Raw genomic sequence first — 18,520 nt, forward strand, 5'->3', positions numbered from 1 at the left:
GAGGCGGAGAGACGGAAGTGGGGACAGGAGTGCGGTCACAGGCGCGGGGCGCGGAGCTGCCCGTGGTCGAGGACGGGCTCTCGCGGCGGACGCTGCGCGATGAAACGCTGCTCGTACTCGCGCTGTCCCTGGGCGCGAGCGGACTGTCCGCGCTGATCAGCTTTATCGGCTCGGTGACCAAACCGGGCGGGCTGAAGGACCAGGCGGCCAATCTCAACTCCTCCGCGGCGCCGGGGCGGCCCTGGCTGGATCTCGCCTGGCAGCTGTTCGGCATCACCACCGCGCTGGTGCCGGTCGCGCTCGTGGCCCATCTGCTGCTGCGCGAGGGCGCCGGGCTGCGGGTGATCGGCTTCGACCGCGACCGGCCCCGGTTCGACCTGGCGTGGGGCGCCGCGATCGCGGCCGCGATCGGCGGCACCGGGCTGCTGCTGTACCTCGGGGCGCGGGCGGCCGGGGGCAACCTCACGGTGGTGCCCGAGTCGCTGCCCGACGTCTGGTGGAAGATCCCCGTACTGATCGCCTCCGCCGTGCAGAACGCGGTGCTGGAGGAGGTGATCGTGGTCGGCTATCTGCTGCGCAGGCTCGGGCAGTTGGGCTGGACCCCGATGGCCGCCCTGCTGGCCAGCTCGGTGCTGCGCGGCTCGTACCACCTCTACCAGGGGATCGGCGGCTTCTTCGGCAATATGGCGATGGGCGTGGTCTTCGTGCTGCTCTACCGTCGCTGGGGCCGGGTCGGGCCGCTGGTCGCCGCCCACTCGCTGATCGACATCGTGGCCTTCGTCGGATACGCCGTGCTGGCGGGCCGGGTGGACTGGCTGCCCACGGCCTGACCCGCCGTCCGGCGTTGTGTGACGCGTTGTGTGACGGGCCTCAGGCGAACAGTTCGCCGTCGATGACGGTCACGGCGCCGCCCGTCAGCAGCGTACGGTCGCCGCGCAGCGCGGTACGGACCAGGCCGGTGCGCGCGGACGCCTGGAGCCCGGTCAGCTCGTCGCGGCCGAACCGGGCCGACCAGTAGGGCGCGAGCGCGGTGTGCGCGCTGCCGGTGACCGGGTCCTCGTCGATACCGACGCCCGGGGCGAACATCCGCGAGACGAAGTCATAGCCGCACCCGGGGTCCTCGGCGGCCGCGGTCACGATGACGCCCCGGTGACTGATCCGCTTGAGCGCGGCGAGGTCGGGGGCCAGGGCGCGCACGGTCTTCTCGTCGGCCACCTCGATCAGCAGGTCGTCGATGAACGGGCCGGCGTGGTGGGCGGACACGATCTGGGCGCCGAGCGCCGCGCCGACCTCGGCCGTCTTCTCGGGCACCGGCAGCTCGGTCAGTGCGGCGGTGGGGAAGTCCAGCGTGATCGAGCCGCCGTCGTCGGCCGTCGCCGACAGCACCCCGCTGAGGGTGGCGAAGCGGACCGTGCCGGTCGCGGCGCCCGTGGTCTTCAGGACATGGGTGGTGGCGAGCGTGGCATGGCCGCACATGGGCGCCTCGGTGACCGGGGTGAACCAGCGCAGCGCCCAGTCGGCCTCCGCGGCCCGGGGGAGGGGGTGCGCGAAGGCGGTCTCGGCGAGGTTGACCTCGGCGGCGACCTGCTGGAGCCAGTGGTCGTCCGGGAAGGAGTCGGAGTCGAGGAGGACGACCCCGGCCGGGTTGCCGGCGAAGGGGCGGTCGGTGAACGCGTCGACGATTCGTATCCGCATGAGCCGACCGTAGGCGGCGGGCGGCGGGTGGGCCATGGCCAATCACTCGGATGTGGCTCCTTTCGGGGCGGGGTAGAGCCAGCGGCATGGGAGCCGCAGTGCGGGAATCGGCTCTCGGAATGCCCGGGGGCCCTCGGCGTGGCGGGAGAAGGGGGTTGGCATCCGATCGGTTCCGATATATCGTTGAAGTGTCGTGATGGATCGACGATAGAAAGGAGCGTCACGATGCGTTCTCATGGACATGGACACGGACGTGAGCACTGCGGACCCGGCCAGCGTGGCTGGAGCGAAGGCGAGGGGCGTGAGGGGCGGCGCGCGGCGTTCGGCCCGTTCGGCCCCGGATTCGATGGTCCGCCCTTCGGCGGCCCCCCGTTCGGCGGCCGTGGCCGCGGCGGACCGGGTGGTCGGGGGATGCGCGGCCGGGCGCGGCGCGGCGATGTGCGCGCCTCGATCCTGGCCCTGCTGAAGGACCGCCCGATGCACGGCTACGAGATGATCCAGGAGATCACCGAGCGCAGCGGGGGAGCCTGGCGGCCCAGCCCCGGCTCGGTGTACCCCACCCTTCAGCTGCTCGAGGACGAGGGGCTGATCGGCAGCGAGAGCGAGGGCGGCAAGAAGCTGTTCGCGCTCACCGACGTCGGTCGCGCCGAGGCCGAGGCGGTGCCCGCCGCCCCGTGGGAGGAGGCCGGGCGCGGTATCGACTGGGAGGCCATGCAGGAGGTCCGCCAGGCGGGCTTCGGGCTGATGGAGGCGTTCGCCCAGGTCTGGCGGACCGGCAGCGCGGAGCAGCGGCAGAAGGCCGTCTCCGTCATCAATGAGTCGCGCAAGCGGCTGTACCTCATCCTCGCCGAGCAGGAGGAGGCGAACGGCGGCGCCGAGCGCGGTGGCGAGAGCTGAGTCCCGTCGGACGGGGGCGCGGCCGCACGGGGGCGGCGGAGCGGGACGGGGCGCGGGGGACTTCAGACGACCAGTGCGCTCAGCTTGCGCAGTGATTCATTGAGCGCGGTGCTCGCCGAGTCCTTCAGCTTCCCGGCCATCAAGGAGACCGCCGCCCCCGTGAACTCCCCGTCGATGCGCACCGTCGTGGCATCGCCGTCGGGCGTCAGCGAGTACCGCATGGCGAGGTTCACGCCCATCGGGCCCTTGCCCCGGGTGGTCAGCAGCCGGGCCGGTTCGCACTCCTCGACGGTCCAGGTCACCTCGGCCGGAAAGCCCATCAGCTTCATGTTCTCCTGATAGGTGGCCCCCACCTCCAACGTGGCCGGACCGCCCTGCGGGAAGCTGGTGTGGGTGGCGTTCCAGTCGCCGTACGTGGAGAAGTCCGCCAGCCGGGCCCAGACCTTCTCGGCCGGTGCCTCGATGCGTGTCTGCGCGCTGACCTCGGCCATGGGGGAGTCCTTTCGGCGCGTTGCTGCGGGGTGTGGTGTGACGGTGCCGGGCAACGTAGCCCCGGGCCGCGGAACATTCAATACTGACGGGTCATCAGTTCCCGTTCATCGGGGCCGCCCTCCGCCCCTCTCCTCCCCGAGGAGGAGAACCGGTCATCCACGCACAACCACGGTGGGATGCGCACATGCTTCCCGGCGAGGATGCTCCGGCCCGAAGGGACTGATGGGGTGAGAGTGTGCGAAGTTCTACCCTTTCCGCCGGCCCGGACGACACCGGATGCGAGGACCGGGTGAGCGACGTGGTGGCCGCCGTGATCGCGGGAGCGCGCCGGCGCGCCGTACGCGACGGTGACGCGCGGATCGACACCGCCCATCTGCTGCACGGCCTCCTGGAGTCCGACCCGGACGTACGGGACGCGTTTCCCGGAGGCTCCCCCCAGGTGATCCGGCTGCTGGGGTATCTGGTGCAGCGTGCCATCGGCTACGGGCTCCGGTGGAGCGGCAGCGTCGAGGACTCGGGGGCGGCGCGGTCGGCGGGGAGCGGGATGGCCGGATGGTCGCCCGCCGCGGCGGCCGCCCTCGATGCGGCGGTCCGCCGCGCCGCCTCCCGTGGCGCGCCACGCGCCGACGGCCTCGATCTGCTCGCCGCGCTCGTCCAGGACCGGGAGTGTCGTGCCATGGAGGTACTGCGGCGCGCGGGTGTCGCCGTTGCGCCACTGGTCACCGCGTTGGAGGCAGAAATCTGACAGTAGTCAAAGGGGTGACGGTGCTGACGCGGGCTGACATGATGGCCCGGTGCGCGTATCCGGAGATCACTCACAGCAAAGGAAGGCCGGCCTGGGACTCGCCCTGCTGTCGGCGTTCACGTTCGGCGGATCGGGCGTCGCCGCCAAACCGCTGATCGAGGCGGGACTCGCGCCGCTCGAGGTCACCTGGCTGCGGGTGACGGGCGCGGCCCTGGTCCTGCTGCCCCTGGCCTGGCGCCATCGCGGGCTGCTGACCCGCCGCCCCGCGCTGCTGGTGGGGTTCGGTCTGCTGGCCGTCGCGGGGGTGCAGGCGTGCTACTTCGCGGCGCTCTCCCGCATCCCCGTCGGCGTGGCGCTGCTCATCGAATACTTCGCGCCCGCGCTGGTGCTGGGGTGGGTGCGGTTCGTCCAGCGCCGGCCGGTGAGCCGTGCCGCGGCGCTCGGGGTCGTCCTGGCCGTCGGCGGGCTCACCTGTGTGGTGGAGGTCTGGTCCGGGCTGAGCTTCAACCCCCTGGGAGTGCTGCTCGCCTTCGGCGCGGCGTTCTGTCAGGTGGGCTACTTCGTCCTCTCCGACCACGGCAGCGACGGCCGGGACCCGGCGGATCCGCTCGGTGTCATCGCCTATGGACTGGTGATCGGGGCCGTGGCGCTGACCGTGGTCGGCCGCCCCTGGGGCATGGACTGGACGGTCCTCACCGGGCGCGCCGACCTGGCGGGCGCCCGGGTCCCCGCACTGGCGCTGCTCGCCTGGATCGTGCTGGTGGCGACGGTGCTCGCGTATCTCACCGGGGTGGTGTCGGTGCGTCGGCTCTCACCGCAGGTGGCCGGGGTGGTGGCCTGTCTGGAGGCGGTGATCGCGACCGTTCTGGCGTGGGTGCTGCTGGACGAGCACCTGGGCGTGGCGCAGGTCGTCGGCGGTGCGGTGGTGCTGACCGGCGCACTGATCGCCCAGACCTCCACCCCGAAGGCCGCCGCGGCAGAGCCGGTGGCGGCCTCGGCGCCGATGGAGGGGGAACGGGAGTTCACGGCGGGGGGATGACCGGCCCCGCCGCCCCGTGTGCGAGGACAGGAACGAAGCCCGGAGGGCGGCGGGCCGGCCGGTCAGAGCCGGGTGAGGTAGCCGGGCACCGGCGTGTCGGACGCCAGGTCGTCGGCGGGGACCGGCGCGCCGTACGCGCGGGCGACCGGCACCACGCCGCTCCAGTGGGGGAGTTCCAGGTCCTCGTCGTCGTCGTTGGGCCCGCCGGTGCGGACCTTCGCGGAGACCTCTTCGAGGTCGAGGCGGAGCACGGCGGTGGCGGCCAGCTCCTTGGCGTTGGCGGGGCGGGAGTCGGCGGCCCGGCCCGGCACCACATGGTCCACCAGGGCGTCCAGCGCCGCGGTGCGCTCGGCCGGATCGGTCACCGGGCGGGCGGTGCCGTGCACCACCACCGAGCGGTAGTTGATGGAGTGGTGGAACGCCGAGCGGGCCAGGACCAGCCCGTCGACATGGGTGACGGTCAGACACACCGGCAGCCCCGGCTCCCCGGCGCCCGACCCGCCCGCCATGCGCAGCGGCCGCGCCCCCGTCGAACCATGGACGTACAGCCGCTCCCCGACCCGGCCGTAGAGGGTCGGCAGGACGACGGGGGCGCCCTCGCGTATGAAGCCCAGATGGCAGACGTAGCCCTCGTCGAGGATCGCGTGCACCACCTCCCGGTCGTACGAGGCGCGCTCGCGGGAGCGGGTGGGCACGGTGCGGTCGGTCGGCGGGTAGGTGCTGTCGGGCGCGTGGGTCGCGGCGGTGGCGTCCGGGGCGGGCATTTGCGTCCTCCATTGCGCTAGTGCAAAATAGCGTTTGTGCTAGGAGAATATCCGATCGCAGGTCGTCGCGCAGCCGAGATCGCGGCCAGTGTGGAGCGCGCGGTCGGCGCCGGTGAGCTGCCGCCGGGCCAACTGCTGCCGCCCTTGCGGGAGTTGGCCCAGCGGCTGGGCGTGAATCCCAATACGGTCGCGGCCGCCTATCGTGTGCTGCGCGAACGGGGTGTGATCGAGACGGCGGGGCGCCGGGGCAGCCGGGTGCGCTCCCGCCCCTCCAGTACGCCCCGCGAGTGGATCGGCGTCGACGCCGCCGGTGCACGCGATCTGTCGAGCGGCAACCCCGACCCCGCGCTGCTGCCCCCGCTCGGCGCGCCGCTCGCGGCGGCCGCGGCGCGCGCGGCGGAGCGCCCCACGCTGTACGGCGCGCCGGACGTCGTCCCCGAGGTGGCCGAAGTCGCCAGGGCCGCCCTCGACGCGGACGGAGTGCCGCCCGGCCCGGTCGCCGTCACCTCCGGCTCGCTCGACGCGATCGAGCGGGTGCTGGCCGCGCATCTGCGGCCCGGTGACGCGGTCGCGGTCGAGGACCCCGGCTGGGGCAGCCTGCTCGATCTGATCCCGGCGCTCGGACTGCGCGCCGTACCCGTAGGGGTCGACGACGACGGACCGCTGCCCGAGCGGGTGGAGCACGCGCTGGCCCAGGGCGCGCGGGCGCTGGTGGTCACCGACCGGGCGCAGAACCCGACGGGCGCGGCGGTGAGCGCGACACGCGCACATGAGCTGCGGGGCGTGCTCGCCGGCCACCCCGATGTGCTGCTGATCGAGGACGACCACGGGCACGGCATCGTGGACATCCCCCTGCGCCCCCTGGCCGGGGGCACCGACCACTGGGCGCTGGTCCGCTCCACCGCCAAGGCGTACGGTCCCGATCTGCGGCTCGCCGTGCTCACCGGCGACGCCGTCACCCTGGACCGGGTGCGCGGCCGCCAACGGCTGGGCCCGGGCTGGGTCAGCCATCTGTTGCAGGACGCGGTCGCCTGGCTGTGGCGGACGGACGCGGTCGACCCGGCGGCGGTGGCGGCGTCGTACGACACGCGACGCGCGGCGCTGGTGCGGGCGCTGCGCGAGCGGGGGATCGCCGCGCACGGGCGCAGCGGGATGAATGTGTGGGTGCCGGTCCCGGATGAGACCGGCGCGGTCGCCCGGCTGCTGGCGGCGGGCTGGGCCGTCGCCCCCGGGGCGCGCTTCCGCGTGGCCTCGCCACCGGGGGTGCGGCTGACGGTCTCGCCGCTGGCCGCCGACGAGATCGGGGCGGCCGCCGACGCGGTGGCCGCGGCGGCGGGGGCGACGGTATCGGGACGGCTGGACTAGGGCCTGTCTGGGGTTGTGATCTGGGCTCGCGGGGCGTGGTACGCACGCTCGCCGCGTTGCCGAAACGCCCTAGTAGCTCCGCTACGAGGGCCTTCCGGCGCCTTGCGATCGCACGCACCACGCCCCGCTCCCTGATCCAGATCGCAACCCCAGACAGGCCCTAGGAGCCTGTGCGATGGACCCGTATGGTCCGGGAACGTCCGCCGGACGGGGCCCGGGACGCGCCGGAGCGCCGCTGGGTCAGGGCCGCGCCGATGAGGACGATCACGGCGCCCACCGGCGTGTTCCAGGTGAGGTGCTCCCCGAGGATCACCACGCCCGCGGTGGTGGCGATGACCGGGACGAAGTACGTGACCATCATCGCCGTCGTCGGGCCGACCTCGTCGACAAGCCCGTACTGGACCAGGAACGCCACCCCGGTGCCCAGCGCGCCCAGGGCGAGCACCGAGAGCAGCGGCAGGGCCGGGAAGGAGGTGGGCGTCGGCGCGAACACCGGTGCCACGAGGGCGAGTTGCACCGTACCGAGCAGCAGCTGCCCGCCGGACATCGACAGATGGGAGTGGCCGGTGTCGCTCAGCGTGCGCCGGACGTACTGCCAGCCGACCGCGTAGCTGGCCGAGGCGATCAGCGCCAGCGCCGTGCCCAGCGGATCCTGGCCGGAGAAGCCCTGCCAGGCGCCCAGCACGATCAACACGCCGACGAAGCCGAGCCCGAGACCCGCGACACGCTGACGGGTCGGCCGGTCGTCGGAGACCACGACCACCGCGAGCAGCATCCCCCACAGCGGCGAGGCGGCGTTGCAGATCCCGGCCAGGGTGGAGGGGATGGTCAGCTCGGCGTAGGCGAACAGCGAGAACGGCAGCGCGTTCAGGAAGAACGCGGCCACCGCCAGATGGCCCCAGACCCGCGCCCCGCGCGGCAGCCGCTCCCGCTTCACCACCAGCGTCACCAGCAGCACGGCGGTGCCGAACAGCATCCGCCCGAGCGTGACGTACAAGGGGGCGAACGCCTCATTGCCCACCTTGATGAAGAGAAAGCTGAAACCCCAGACCAGGGAGAGCGCGCCGAAGCGGATGCGCCAGTCGAGGAGCGGTCGGCGGACGGGTTCGGGGGAGGGCTCCGCGGTGGAGGCGGCGGTGGGGGGCGCCGAGGCGGCGGCTGAGGTCATGCCATTACGATGTGGGCTGCAACCTCTTAGGACAAGCGAGAATTCGTTCGCGATTTCGCGTAGTATTTCTTAAATGAACCTGGATCGCCTCCGCACGCTGTACGCCGTGGCCCGCCACGGATCCGTGAGCGGGGCGGCCGAGGGGCTGCATGTCACCACCTCCGCCGTCTCGCAGCAACTCGCCAAGCTCGAGCGGGAGACCGGACAGCAACTGCTCGCCAAGAACGGGCGCGGGATCCGGCTCACCGACGCCGGGCGGCTGCTCGCCGACCACGCGGCGCGCATCCTCTCCCAGGTGGAGCTGGCCCAGGCGGATCTGGAGGCACAGCGCGGCCACGCCGTCGGCGAACTGCTGCTGGGCGCGTTCCCGACCGCCGTCCGCGGTATCTTCCCGGACGCGCTGAGCCGGCTGCGCACCGAGCATCCGCAGCTGAATGTGCGGCTCCAGGAGATGGAGCCCGATGAGTCGGTGCCCTCGGTGGTGCGCGGCGACATCGATCTGGCCGTGGTCCTGGACTGGTACAACAAACCGCTGCCGATGCCCGGCGGGCTGGTGAAGGCCGCCCTGCTGGACGACCCGGTGGATGTCGCGATGCCCGCCGACCACCCCCTCGCCGACCGCCACGCGGTCGAGCCGGAGGACTTCGTGGACGACGAGTGGATCTCCTGGCCCAAGGGCGGGTTCTGCTACGACTGGCTGATGGTGACCCTGCGCGGCAAGGGCATCGAGCCGAGGATCCGGCACACCGCGCATGAGCACCACACCCAGCTCTCGCTGATCGCCGCCGGGCTGGGCATCGCCGTGGTGCCCCGGCTGGGCCGTGGCCCGGTGCCCGAGGGGGTGCGGATGGTGCCCGTCAGCCAGCCCACGATGCGGCGGCACATCTACGCGGTCTGGCGCGCCGACGCCGATCGCAGGCCCTCGATCCGGGCGGTGGTCGAGGTGCTGCGGTCGGTCGGCGAGAAGATCATCGACTGACCGTCCTTCCGACCCGGACCCCTCAGCCCTGCGGCATCTTGCGGAAGTCCCAGGAGCGGATCGCCTCGGGAACCAGCCGCAGCCAGGCGTGGCGACCGTCGTGCGGCATGGCGTCCAGGCCGAAGTACTTCGCCGCGAACATCCGCTCCGGCGTGTCGAGTTCGGGGCACGACACGCCGGTGCGCGGCTCCTCGCCCACGGGGACCGCCTCGCCGGAGAGCTCCACCCCGCGCAGTTCGCCGTAGTCGTGCCCGTCGTCGACCACCACCGCGATCCGCGGATCGCGGCGCAGTTCGGCCCAGCGGCGGCTGCGGGTCAGGGAGTACAGCCACAGGGCGGTGCCGTCCCAGCAGAACCACAGCGGGCTGATATGCGGCCGCCCGTCGGCGGACACGGTCGCCACCCGGCAGGTGCGCTGTTCGGCGAGGAAGGCGTCCAGCTCGTCCTGGCTCATCATGATGCGGCGTCCCCGCCGCTGAGTGACGGTCATCCGACCTGTACCTCCCGGTAACCCGTTGTGCGGCACAGGATGATAGCTCTTCCTTGATGACGCAAGGGACGCTACTCTCCCGCGCCGTGACCTCGAGCCCCCGCGAACACCTCGTGGAACTGCTCCGGCCGGAAGGCTGCGCCCTGCTCACCGTCGAATGCCAGCGCGGTGTGGTGGGGCCGGACAGCGCGCTGCCCGAACTGGCCGCCGTGGCCCAGGAGTCCGGTGCGCTCGGGCGTGTCGCCCAGCTGGTCGCGGCCGCCCACGACACGGGCGTCCAGGTGCTGCACGCGGTGGCCGAGCGGCGCGCCGACGGACGCGGCGCGAGCCGCAACGCACCGCTGTTCCGGGCCGTCGAGCGGCTGCCGGTCCGGCAACTGTCCGGAAGCGCGGCGGTGGAGATCGCCGAACCCATTCCGGTGGCGCCCGAGGATCTGGTCGTACGGCGGCTGCACGGTCTCTCGCCGATCGCCGGGACCGAGGTGGACGCGCTGCTGCGCAATCTGGGCCGCCGCACGCTGGTCATCACCGGCGTGTCGGCCAATGTGGCGATCCCGGCCGCCGTCTTCGACGCCGTCAACCTCGGCTATACGGCAGTGGTGCCCGAGGACGCGATCGCCGGGGTGCCCGCCTCGTACACCCCGGCGATGGTCCGTCACACCCTCGCCCTCGCGGCCGCCGTCACCACGGCCGACGAGGTGGCCGCCTGCTGGCGGCGGACGGCCGTCACGCCATCCAGATCGAACTTCCCTGCACCTTGATCTGCGCGCCCGGCAGCGGCTTCTGCGCCGGGCCGCCCTTCACACTGCCGTCGGTGATGTCGAACTTGCTCTGGTGGCAGGGGCAGTTGATGGTGCCGCCGCTCACATCGCCGACCGAGCAGCCCTGGTGCGTACAGATCGACGAGAACGCCTTGAAATCACCCGCCTTGGGCTGGGTCACCACGACCTTGTGGTCCTTGAAGACCATGCCGCCGCCCTCGGGGATCTGGGAGGTCTTGGCGAGTTCCATGCCCTCCCCGCCGCCCGACTGGCCGCCGCCCTCCGCGCTCTGCGACGCGCTCTGCGACGGCTGCGCGCCCCCGGCGTCCTGCGCGCTGTCCGCGCCGCCGCCGCCCGAACCGCCGTCGTCGTCCTTGCCGCATGCGGCAAGCGTGGCGGCCAGCCCGGCCGCTCCGGCCGCGGTGACGACGGCACGGCGGGTGGTGCCCTGCCCGGGGATTGCCGACTGCGTCATGGTGGTGCCTCCTGCTCGGGGGACGTTTCACCGTTCCATACGGACGGCGGGGCCGCCGCGTTCAGCCGCCCCCGGGCATCATCGCGCCGGGGACTGGAAAATCACTTTGCCGACCGCCCGGCCGAGCAGTGAGAATGCCGGTTCATGGGACATCTGGAGGCCGCGCACCTCGCCTACTTCCTGCCCGACGGACGGCTGCTGCTCGGCGATGTGTCGTTCCGCGTCGCCGAGGGCACGGTGGCCGCCCTGGTCGGGCCCAACGGGGCGGGCAAGACCACGCTGCTGCGGCTGGTCTCCGGTGAGGTGGAGGCGCACGGCGGCACGGTCACGGTCAGCGGCTCCCTCGGGGTGATGCCGCAGTTCATCGGCTCGGTGCGCGATGAGCGGACGGTGCGCGACCTGCTCGTGTCGGTGGCCCAGCCCCGGATCCGCGAGGCCGCCCGCGCGGTGGACGCGGCCGAGCTGGCGATCATGGAGCGGGACGACGAGGCCGCCCAGCTGGCCTACGCCCAGAGCCTGAGCGACTGGGCCGAGGCGCGCGGCTACGAGGCCGAGACGGTGTGGGACATGTGCACCACCGCGGCGCTCGGAGTGCCGTACGAACGGGCCCAGTGGCGCGAGGTGCGCACGCTCAGCGGCGGCGAGCAGAAGCGGCTGGTGCTGGAGGCGCTGCTGCGCGGGCCCGACGATGTGCTGCTGCTGGACGAGCCGGACAACTACCTGGATGTGCCGGGCAAGCAGTGGCTGGAGGAGCGGCTGCGCGAGACCCGTAAGACCGTGCTGTTCATCAGCCACGACCGGGAGCTGCTGGCCCGCGCGGCCGCCCGGATCGTCAGCGTCGAGCCGAGCCCGGCGGGCAGCGATGTGTGGGTGCACGGCGGCGGCTTCGCCACCTACCACGCCGCCCGCGAGGAGCGGTTCGAGCGCTTCGAGGAGCTCCGGCGGCGCTGGGACGAGAAGCACGCCCAGCTCAAACGGCTGGTGCTGGACATGCAGCGGTACGCGGCCCGCAGCGACGAGATGGCCTCCCGCTACCAGGCCGCCAAGACCCGGCTGCGGAAGTTCGAGGAGGCCGGGCCGCCACCGGAGCCGCCGCGCAAACAGGACATCACCATGCGGCTCGCGGGCGGGCGCACCGGGGTGCGCGCGCTGACCTGCCGGGGGCTGGAGCTGGTGGGGCTGATGCGCCCCTTCGACCTGGAGGTCTTCTACGGCGAGCGGGTGGCCGTACTGGGCTCCAACGGCTCGGGCAAGTCCCACTTCCTGCGGCTCCTGGCGGGCCAGGACGTCGCCCACCGGGGGGAGTGGAAGCTGGGCGCGCGTGTCGTGCCCGGCCACTTCGCCCAGACCCACGCGCATCCGGAGCTCTTCGGACGCACGCTGGTGGACATCCTGTGGACCGAACACGCCCGGGACCGGGGGCGCGCGATGAGCGCGCTACGGCGCTATGAGCTCGACCGCCAGGGCGACCAGACCTTCGACCGGCTCTCGGGCGGTCAGCAGGCCCGGTTCCAGATCCTGCTGCTCGAACTGGCCGGGACGACGGCGCTGCTGCTGGACGAGCCCACGGACAACCTGGACCTGGAGTCGGCCGAGGCGCTCCAGGACGGGCTCGGAGCCTACGACGGCACGGTGCTCGCGGTCACCCACGACCGCTGGTTCGCGCGGTCCTTCGACCGCTTCCTGGTCTTCGGGGCGGACGGTGTCGTCCGCGAGACGGCGGAGCCGGTCTGGGACGAGCGCCGGGTCGACCGGGTCCGCTGAGCGCTCCGCGGGAAGGGGCACGAGGCGCGGTCGTTCATCCGCCGTGGGCGCTGTTGGCCGGTATCTTCCTCTTCAGCTGCTGGACCGGGTGGAGCGCGGGCGAGCGCTGGATGACCACCATGGCGGCGTCGTCGCCCAGCCGCCCGCCGACATGGGCCAGCAGATCGCGGCGGATGTGGTGCAGCAGCCCCTCGGGACCGGAGCCGCACCACTGCGCGACCCGCTGGGCCAGCGGATAGAAGGTCCCGTCGGGGGCCCGGGCCTCGACCACCCCGTCCGTGTAGAGCAGCAGCGTGTCGCCGTCCTCGAAGGGCATGGTCTCGGGCGTGCCGGGGTCGCCCGAGCTCCTGGGGAGTTCGCACATGCCCAGCGGCGGGCCGGGATTGGCCGGGTGCAGGGTGATCACCTGGCCACCGTCCCGCAGCAGCAGGGGCGGCGGATGCCCGCAGCTGGCCATGTACATCACCGGGCCCTCGTCCGGGATGTCCAGCAGCAGGGCGGTGATGAAGTGCTCGCGCAGCTCCTCGTCCGCTCCCGGCCGCGGCTGCTCGGCACCGTCGTGCTCGACACTCGCGGTGCCGATGTGCTCGGCCAGGTGCCGGCAGACGCTGCGCTCCAGGAGATCGATGAGCTCCAGCAGGCTGGGGGTCAGGTGGGCGGCCTCCCGGAAGGCGCCCATCAGCACCGACGCGTCGCTGATGGAGGTCAGCCCCTTGCCCCGGACATCCCCGATGATCACCCGGGTGCACTCCTTCACCCGGGTCGCGGCGTACAGGTCCCCGCCGATCTGTGCCTCGTCCTCGGCCGCCATGTACAGCGAGGCGACCCGCAGCGGGCCCAGCCGGTGCGGCAGCGGCCGCAGTACGACCCGCTGAGTGGCCTCGGACACCGACCGCACCCGGGCCAGCTCACCGTGGCGCCGCCGCTGCTCCCGGGCGTAGGCCGTGATGAGCAGCGAGAGCACGGTGAGGGCCGCGATCTGCACCTGGTGGTTGAGGTCGAAGCCGCCGCGCAGCGCCGCGATGAGTATCTGGGCGGCCACCGCCAGCGCGCCGATCAGCCCGGTGGTCCGGGGACCGGCGAACGAGAGGGTGATGGCCGGGGCGACCACCAGCAGGGGGCCGAGGTGGATATGGGACGGGGCCAGCAGATCGATGAGGGTGATCAGCACGATCAGCCCGACGGGGATCGCCACCAAGGCGTACCCAGGCTGCCATGGCCTCGTCAGATCGGTCAGCCGTCGCCGAACTCCCACGTCTTCCACTGTGCACCCTCCCGGCACGGCACGGCACGGCTCGACTTCATCGCCCGCCGTCACATCCGGCCGGTGCCACCGCCGGGTGCGCCGCGCCCCCGGCGGGCCGTTCCCGCCCGTCGCCCGCGGAATCGGGCCGTGCGAGACGGACGGCGCCCGGTCCGCCGGGCGTGTCGTGACGCCGGTACGGGGCACTGCGAGACGATGGGCGTTCCCCGGGCAGCCACGGGAGCGGGCGGAGGAGAGGGGCCGCATGGATCAGCGGGTCACCACCACGGACGTACGACGGCGGATCCCCCGCACCGACGCCGTCCTGGGCGACCCACGCCTGATCGAGGCGGCACAGCGGCTGGGATCCGGGGCAGTGAAGGCGGCGGTGCGGCAGGCCCAGGAGCGGGCGCGGGCCGGTGCCATCGCGCCGGACGGGGTGGCGGACACGGCGGTCGCCCTGCTGCCCCGCACGGCCGGCGGACTGCGACCGGTCATCAACGCCACCGGCGTGGTGCTGCACACCAACCTCGGCCGGGCGTCGCTGTCGGCGGCGGCCCGGCGGGCGGTGCGGGAGGCCGCCGGGCCCACGGACATCGAGCTGGATCTGCGCACCGGGGTGCGGGCCCGCCGCGGGCGGACCGCGCTGGCCGCGCTGCGCGAGCGGGTGCCGTCGGCCGCCGCCGCGCATGTGGTGAACAACGGCGCGGCGGCGCTGGTCCTGGTGGCGACCGCGCTCGCCGCCGGGAAGGAGATCGTCATCAGCCGCGGCGAGATGGTGGAGATCGGGGACGGCTTCCGCCTGCCGGACCTGCTGGTGTCCACCGGGGCCCGGCTGCGCGAGGTGGGAACGACCAACCGTACGTCCGTCGCCGACTACGCCGCCGTGATCGGCCCCGAGACGGCCTTCGTCCTGAAGGTGCACCCCTCCAACTTCCGCGTCACCGGGTTCACCAGGGCCGCCGGGACCGGGGAACTGGCGGCTCTCGGCGTTCCGGTGGTCGTCGACATCGGCTCCGGGCTGCTCGCGCCCCACCCTCTGCTGCCGGACGAGCCCGACGCCGAGACCCGGCTCCGGGCCGGAGCGTCGCTGGTCACCGCGAGCGGCGACAAACTGCTCGGCGGACCGCAGTGCGGACTGCTCCTCGGGCAGGAGGAGCTGGTGCGGACCGTGTCCCGGCATCCGCTCGCCCGTGCGCTGCGCGTGGACAAGCTGACGCTGGCCGCGCTGGAGGCGACGCTGACCGGGCCCGAGACCCCGACCGCCGTGGCACTGGCCGCGGGTCCGGCGGGGCTCCGCCACCGTGCCGAGCGGCTCGCCTCCGCCCTGGCCGCCGACGGCATCGATGTGCGGGCCGTCGAGAGCGCCGCGTCGGTGGGCGGTGGCGGCGCCCCGGGGGTGACACTGCCCAGCGCCGCGCTGTCGCTGCCCGAGCGGTACGCCGCGGCCCTGCGGACGGGCCCGGTCCCCGTGGTGGGGCGGCTGGAGGCGGGCCGGTGCCTGCTCGACCTGCGGGCGGTGGCACGGGAGGACGACGAGCGGCTGGCCGAGGCCGTGCGGTCGGTCGGCGGTCCGGCCGCCACGGATCCGGCCGCGGGAGCCGTCACGGATCCGGCCGCGGAAGGGTAGGGCCATGCGGGTACTGGCCACCGCCGGGCATGTCGACCACGGCAAGTCGGCGCTGGTACGGGCGCTGACCGGGATGGAGCCCGACCGTTTCGAGGAGGAGCGGCGCCGCGGCCTGACCCTCGACCTCGGGTTCGTCTGGACCCGCCTGGGACCGGACGGGAGCCCGGACGGAGGCCCGGCGGACGGGAGCCCGGACGGAGACGGCGCCCCCGGCGGCGAGCACATCGCCTTCGTGGACGTGCCCGGACACGAGCGCTTCGTCGCCACCATGCTGGCCGGTGTCGGGCCCGTGCCCGCCGTACTGTTCGTGGTGGCCGCGGACCAGGGCTGGCAGCCGCAGTCGCAGGAGCACCTGGAGATCCTGGACGCCCTCGGGGTGCGGCACGCCGTGCTCGCGGTGAGCCGCGATGACCTGGCGGACCCCGAGCCCGTGCGGGCGGACGCCGCCGAGCGCATGGCGGCCACCTCCCTCGGCACCGTGCCGTCCGTCGCGGTGAGCGCGGTGACCGGCGCCGGGCTGGACCAGTTGCGCCGGGAGCTGGCCCGGTTGGGCCGCTCGCTGCCCGTTCCGCCCGCCGGTGCGGACGTACGGCTGTGGCTGGACCGTGCCTTCACCGTGCGCGGCCAGGGCACGGTCGTCACCGGCACCCTGGGGGCGGGCACCCTGCGCGCCGGCGACCGGCTGGTGGCGGGGGACGGCAGGACCGCGCTGCGGGTGCGCGGGCTCCAGTGCCTGCGGGAGGACCGGTCCGCGGTCAGCGGCGTGGCGCGGGTGGCGGTCAATCTGCACGGCGCGCCCGACGGCGTGCTGGGCCGGGGCCAGGTGCTGCTGACGCCCGACCGCTGGCTGCTCACCGGCCTGATCGACGTCCGGGTCCGCGGAGCGGCGGCCCGCGACCTGCCCCGGACGGTCACCCTGCACATCGGCACCGCCGCGGTGCCCGTGACCGTCCGCCCGCTGGGCGCGGACACGGCCAGGCTGACCCTGCCCCGGGAGCTGCCGCTGCGGGTGGGCGACCGGGCGGTCCTGCGGGAACCGGGCGGACGGCGCCCGCCGTGCGGGGTGACCGTCCTGGACGTACGGCCGCCCCGGCTGACCCGGCGCGGGGCGGCCCGGGCGAGGGCGGCCGAGCTGGCGGACCTGACCGGCGCGCCCGACGGCGCGGCGGAACTGCGACGGCGCGGGCTCATCCGCCGCTCGGAGCTGGCGGCCATGGGGCTGCCCGCCCCCACCGCGCCGGTGGCCGGGGACTGGCTGGCCGACGCGGCCCACTGGGCGGCGCTGCGGGACCGCCTGGAGGCCGAGGTCGAACGCCATGCGGCGCGCCACCCGCTGGAGCCCGGCCTGCCTCCGGAGGCGGCCCGCCGTCTGCTCGGCCTGCCCGACCGGTCCCTGGTCGACGCCCTCGCCGAGACCTCGGAGAAGGTGTACGGCCGTCAGGGGCGGCTGTACGGCGGCGCGGACGCCCGGCCCACCCTGCCGCCGCCCGTCCAGGCGGCCGTGGACGACGTGCGGCGACAGCTGCTGCGGACACCGTTCCGCGCCCCCGAGGCCGACCGGCTGACCGAACTGGGGCTGACGCGCCGGACGGTGGCCGCCGCCGTCGCGGCGGGCGCGCTGCTGCGGGTCGGCGACGGCATCCTGCTGCTTCCGGGCGCGGACACCCGGGCCGCGGCCGTACTCCGCGGCCTTCCGCAGCCGTTCACGCTCAGCCAGGCGCGCCGGGCCCTCGACACGACACGCCGGGTGGCCGTACCGCTGCTGGAGTACCTCGATGCCCAGGGGCTCACCGAACGCGTGGACGACCAGCGTCGGCGCTGCCGGGCCGGTACGGAGAGCGGAGGCGGACGGGAATCGAACCCGCCTGCCCGAGATCCTCGGGCACCTCGGTTTTGAAGACCGGGAGGGCCACCAGGCACCCACACGCCTCCCTCGCCCGGCCAAGGCTACCCGCCGCCGACCACCATCGACCGAGAGGACCGGCATGACCACGACCCGCGAAACGCCCGTACGGCTCACGCAGTTCGCCCATGGCGGTGGCTGCGCCTGCAAGATTCCGCCCGGTGAACTGGAGGACGTGCTCAGCGGACTGGCCGGGCCGACCTCGGCCGCGAGCGACAGCCCGCTGCTCGTCGGGATGGCCACCGGCGACGACGCCGCCGTGGTCGCCCTGCCCGCCCCGGCGGGGGGCCCGGCCCAGGCGGTCGTGTCCACCGCTGACTTCTTCACACCGGTCGTGGACGACCCGTACGACTGGGGGCGCATCGCCGCGGCCAACGCCCTGTCGGACGTGTACGCGATGGGCGGCCGCCCGGTGCTCGCCGTCAACCTCCTGGCCTGGCCGCGCGATGTGCTGCCGTTCGACCTGGTCCGCGAGGTGCTGCGCGGCGGGCTCGACATCGCCGCCGAGGCGGGCTGCCACGTGGGCGGTGGGCACAGCGTGGACGATCCCGAGCCCAAGTACGGCATGGCCGTCACCGGCCTCGCCGATCCGGCGCGCCTGCTGCGCAACGACGCGGGCCGGCCGGGCGTGCCGCTGTCGCTGACCAAGCCCCTCGGCCTGGGGGTGCTGAACAACCGTCACAAGGCCACCGGCGAACGGTTCGAGCAGGCGGTGGCCACGATGGTGGCGCTCAACCGGGACGCGTCGGCCGCGGCCCTGGAGGCCGGTGCCACCTGCGCCACCGACATCACCGGCTTCGGCCTCCTCGGCCATCTGCACAAGCTGGCGCGGGCCTCGGGCGTGACCGCGGTGGTCGACACCGCCGCCGTGCCGTACCTCGACGGGGCGCGGGAGGCGGTCCGGGACGGGTACGTCAGCGGCGGCACCCGGCGGAACCTGGAGTGGGTGGCCCCGTTCACCGACTTCGGGGACACCGACCCCGCCACCAGGCTGCTGCTGGCCGACGCCCAGACCTCCGGTGGGCTGCTCGTGGCGGGCGAGGTGCCCGGAGCGCCGGTGGTGGGAGAACTGGTCCCGCGGGGGGAGCACTCCCTGATCCTGAGGTGAGA

Annotated in this window: 17 protein-coding genes, 1 tRNA gene and 1 pseudogene; 11 read left to right on the forward strand and 8 right to left on the reverse strand. The window is 73.8% G+C overall.

Annotated features, from left to right (window positions below; translation table 11 throughout):
• The first annotated feature begins 17 nt into the window (after positions 1-17).
• Positions 18-830 (forward strand): CPBP family intramembrane glutamic endopeptidase, encoded by an 813-nt coding sequence (locus KHP12_RS44395; protein ID WP_210608994.1) that lies wholly within the window; start codon positions 18-20, stop codon positions 828-830.
• A gap of 40 nt (positions 831-870) precedes the next feature.
• Here the strand turns inward: KHP12_RS44395 and KHP12_RS44400 are convergent, their stop codons facing one another.
• Positions 871-1,695 carry a PhzF family phenazine biosynthesis protein gene (locus KHP12_RS44400; protein WP_086886235.1) on the reverse strand — a complete coding sequence of 275 codons (825 nt, stop codon included), beginning with the start codon at positions 1,693-1,695 and terminating at the stop codon, positions 871-873.
• 225 nt (positions 1,696-1,920) lie between these two features.
• Here KHP12_RS44400 and KHP12_RS44405 point away from each other — a divergent pair, with 225 nt between their 5' ends.
• Positions 1,921-2,592: a PadR family transcriptional regulator gene (locus KHP12_RS44405; protein WP_211834538.1), complete on the forward strand. Its 672-nt coding sequence runs from the start codon at positions 1,921-1,923 to the stop codon at positions 2,590-2,592.
• 62 nt (positions 2,593-2,654) lie between these two features.
• On the opposite strand, the gene KHP12_RS44410 is transcribed toward KHP12_RS44405, so the two are convergent.
• Complete coding sequence (locus tag KHP12_RS44410) at positions 2,655-3,083, reverse strand: type II toxin-antitoxin system Rv0910 family toxin (protein WP_086886091.1); 429 nt, start codon at positions 3,081-3,083, stop codon at positions 2,655-2,657.
• A gap of 236 nt (positions 3,084-3,319) precedes the next feature.
• Between KHP12_RS44410 and KHP12_RS44415 the strand changes: the two genes are divergently transcribed.
• Together KHP12_RS44415 and KHP12_RS44420 are read left to right on the forward strand one after the other, a co-directional pair.
• Positions 3,320-3,829: a Clp protease N-terminal domain-containing protein gene (locus KHP12_RS44415; protein WP_211834539.1), complete on the forward strand. Its 510-nt coding sequence runs from the start codon at positions 3,320-3,322 to the stop codon at positions 3,827-3,829.
• Positions 3,830-3,878: 49 nt separating this feature from the next.
• Positions 3,879-4,868, forward strand: coding sequence for an EamA family transporter (locus KHP12_RS44420; RefSeq protein WP_086886093.1), 990 nt, complete (start codon positions 3,879-3,881; stop codon positions 4,866-4,868).
• 62 nt (positions 4,869-4,930) lie between these two features.
• On the opposite strand, the gene KHP12_RS44425 is transcribed toward KHP12_RS44420, so the two are convergent.
• Positions 4,931-5,632 carry a pyridoxamine 5'-phosphate oxidase family protein gene (locus KHP12_RS44425; RefSeq protein ID WP_086886094.1) on the reverse strand — a complete coding sequence of 234 codons (702 nt, stop codon included), beginning with the start codon at positions 5,630-5,632 and terminating at the stop codon, positions 4,931-4,933.
• A gap of 36 nt (positions 5,633-5,668) precedes the next feature.
• Between KHP12_RS44425 and KHP12_RS44430 the strand changes: the two genes are divergently transcribed.
• Complete coding sequence (locus tag KHP12_RS44430) at positions 5,669-6,997, forward strand: aminotransferase class I/II-fold pyridoxal phosphate-dependent enzyme (RefSeq protein ID WP_086886095.1); 1,329 nt, start codon at positions 5,669-5,671, stop codon at positions 6,995-6,997.
• 160 nt (positions 6,998-7,157) lie between these two features.
• Here the strand turns inward: KHP12_RS44430 and KHP12_RS44435 are convergent, their stop codons facing one another.
• A complete protein-coding gene (locus KHP12_RS44435) occupies positions 7,158-8,165 on the reverse strand; it encodes a DMT family transporter (RefSeq protein ID WP_210608992.1) in 1,008 nt (335 codons plus the stop codon).
• Between the two features lie 73 nt (positions 8,166-8,238).
• Here KHP12_RS44435 and KHP12_RS44440 point away from each other — a divergent pair, with 73 nt between their 5' ends.
• Positions 8,239-9,144, forward strand: a complete 906-nt coding sequence (locus KHP12_RS44440) for a LysR family transcriptional regulator (RefSeq protein ID WP_210608991.1) — start codon at positions 8,239-8,241, stop codon at positions 9,142-9,144.
• A gap of 22 nt (positions 9,145-9,166) precedes the next feature.
• On the opposite strand, the gene KHP12_RS44445 is transcribed toward KHP12_RS44440, so the two are convergent.
• Positions 9,167-9,634, reverse strand: a complete 468-nt coding sequence (locus KHP12_RS44445) for a pyridoxamine 5'-phosphate oxidase family protein (protein WP_164431632.1) — start codon at positions 9,632-9,634, stop codon at positions 9,167-9,169.
• A gap of 56 nt (positions 9,635-9,690) precedes the next feature.
• On the opposite strand from KHP12_RS44445, the gene KHP12_RS44450 reads away from it, so the two are divergent.
• Positions 9,691-10,395 carry a cysteine hydrolase family protein gene (locus tag KHP12_RS44450; protein ID WP_086883168.1) on the forward strand — a complete coding sequence of 235 codons (705 nt, stop codon included), beginning with the start codon at positions 9,691-9,693 and terminating at the stop codon, positions 10,393-10,395.
• Here the strand turns inward: KHP12_RS44450 and KHP12_RS44455 are convergent.
• Positions 10,361-10,870 (reverse strand): Rieske (2Fe-2S) protein, encoded by a 510-nt coding sequence (locus KHP12_RS44455; RefSeq protein ID WP_086883167.1) that lies wholly within the window; start codon positions 10,868-10,870, stop codon positions 10,361-10,363. The two genes, KHP12_RS44450 and KHP12_RS44455, sit on opposite strands and share 35 nt — an antisense overlap.
• A 144-nt stretch (positions 10,871-11,014) precedes the next feature.
• On the opposite strand from KHP12_RS44455, the gene KHP12_RS44460 reads away from it, so the two are divergent.
• Positions 11,015-12,634 carry an ATP-binding cassette domain-containing protein gene (locus tag KHP12_RS44460; RefSeq protein WP_086883166.1) on the forward strand — a complete coding sequence of 540 codons (1,620 nt, stop codon included), beginning with the start codon at positions 11,015-11,017 and terminating at the stop codon, positions 12,632-12,634.
• A gap of 34 nt (positions 12,635-12,668) precedes the next feature.
• Here the strand turns inward: KHP12_RS44460 and KHP12_RS44465 are convergent, their stop codons facing one another.
• The gene (locus KHP12_RS44465) at positions 12,669-13,889 is read right to left on the reverse strand and encodes a PP2C family protein-serine/threonine phosphatase (RefSeq protein WP_244202991.1); all 1,221 of its coding nucleotides are present in this window, start codon (positions 13,887-13,889) and stop codon (positions 12,669-12,671) included.
• 253 nt (positions 13,890-14,142) lie between these two features.
• On the opposite strand from KHP12_RS44465, the gene selA reads away from it, so the two are divergent.
• Together selA and KHP12_RS44475 are read left to right on the forward strand one after the other, a co-directional pair.
• Positions 14,143-15,507, forward strand: coding sequence for an L-seryl-tRNA(Sec) selenium transferase (gene selA, locus KHP12_RS44470; RefSeq protein WP_211834540.1), 1,365 nt, complete (start codon positions 14,143-14,145; stop codon positions 15,505-15,507).
• 4 nt (positions 15,508-15,511) lie between these two features.
• Positions 15,512-17,311 (forward strand): annotated as a pseudogene (locus KHP12_RS44475) (SelB domain-containing protein); the annotation flags it as partial.
• 35 nt (positions 17,312-17,346) lie between these two features.
• On the opposite strand, the gene KHP12_RS44480 reads toward KHP12_RS44475, so the two are convergent.
• Positions 17,347-17,439: transfer RNA gene (locus tag KHP12_RS44480), tRNA-Sec, on the reverse strand.
• 53 nt (positions 17,440-17,492) lie between these two features.
• Here KHP12_RS44480 and selD point away from each other — a divergent pair.
• Positions 17,493-18,518 carry a selenide, water dikinase SelD gene (selD, locus tag KHP12_RS44485; protein ID WP_086883162.1) on the forward strand — a complete coding sequence of 342 codons (1,026 nt, stop codon included), beginning with the start codon at positions 17,493-17,495 and terminating at the stop codon, positions 18,516-18,518.
• The last annotated feature ends 2 nt before the right edge of the window (positions 18,519-18,520 follow it).

This window comes from Streptomyces asiaticus (assembly GCF_018138715.1).
GTDB classification, from domain to species: domain Bacteria; phylum Actinomycetota; class Actinomycetes; order Streptomycetales; family Streptomycetaceae; genus Streptomyces; species Streptomyces asiaticus.

What these genes read in the sequence shown, in the direction of transcription:
- KHP12_RS44425 (WP_086886094.1), bottom strand. Translation starts at nt 5,632, where the DNA reads ATGCCCGCCCCGGACGCCACCGCCGCGACCCACGCGCCCGACAGCACC.
- selA (WP_211834540.1), top strand. Translation starts at nt 14,143, where the DNA reads ATGGATCAGCGGGTCACCACCACGGACGTACGACGGCGGATCCCCCGC.
- KHP12_RS44450 (WP_086883168.1), top strand. Translation starts at nt 9,691, where the DNA reads ATGACGCAAGGGACGCTACTCTCCCGCGCCGTGACCTCGAGCCCCCGC.
- KHP12_RS44410 (WP_086886091.1), bottom strand. Translation starts at nt 3,083, where the DNA reads ATGGCCGAGGTCAGCGCGCAGACACGCATCGAGGCACCGGCCGAGAAG.
- KHP12_RS44405 (WP_211834538.1), top strand. Translation starts at nt 1,921, where the DNA reads ATGCGTTCTCATGGACATGGACACGGACGTGAGCACTGCGGACCCGGC.
- KHP12_RS44445 (WP_164431632.1), bottom strand. Translation starts at nt 9,634, where the DNA reads ATGACCGTCACTCAGCGGCGGGGACGCCGCATCATGATGAGCCAGGAC.
- KHP12_RS44455 (WP_086883167.1), bottom strand. Translation starts at nt 10,870, where the DNA reads ATGACGCAGTCGGCAATCCCCGGGCAGGGCACCACCCGCCGTGCCGTC.
- KHP12_RS44440 (WP_210608991.1), top strand. Translation starts at nt 8,239, where the DNA reads ATGAACCTGGATCGCCTCCGCACGCTGTACGCCGTGGCCCGCCACGGA.
- KHP12_RS44460 (WP_086883166.1), top strand. Translation starts at nt 11,015, where the DNA reads ATGGGACATCTGGAGGCCGCGCACCTCGCCTACTTCCTGCCCGACGGA.
- KHP12_RS44435 (WP_210608992.1), bottom strand. Translation starts at nt 8,165, where the DNA reads ATGACCTCAGCCGCCGCCTCGGCGCCCCCCACCGCCGCCTCCACCGCG.
- KHP12_RS44400 (WP_086886235.1), bottom strand. Translation starts at nt 1,695, where the DNA reads ATGCGGATACGAATCGTCGACGCGTTCACCGACCGCCCCTTCGCCGGC.
- selD (WP_086883162.1), top strand. Translation starts at nt 17,493, where the DNA reads ATGACCACGACCCGCGAAACGCCCGTACGGCTCACGCAGTTCGCCCAT.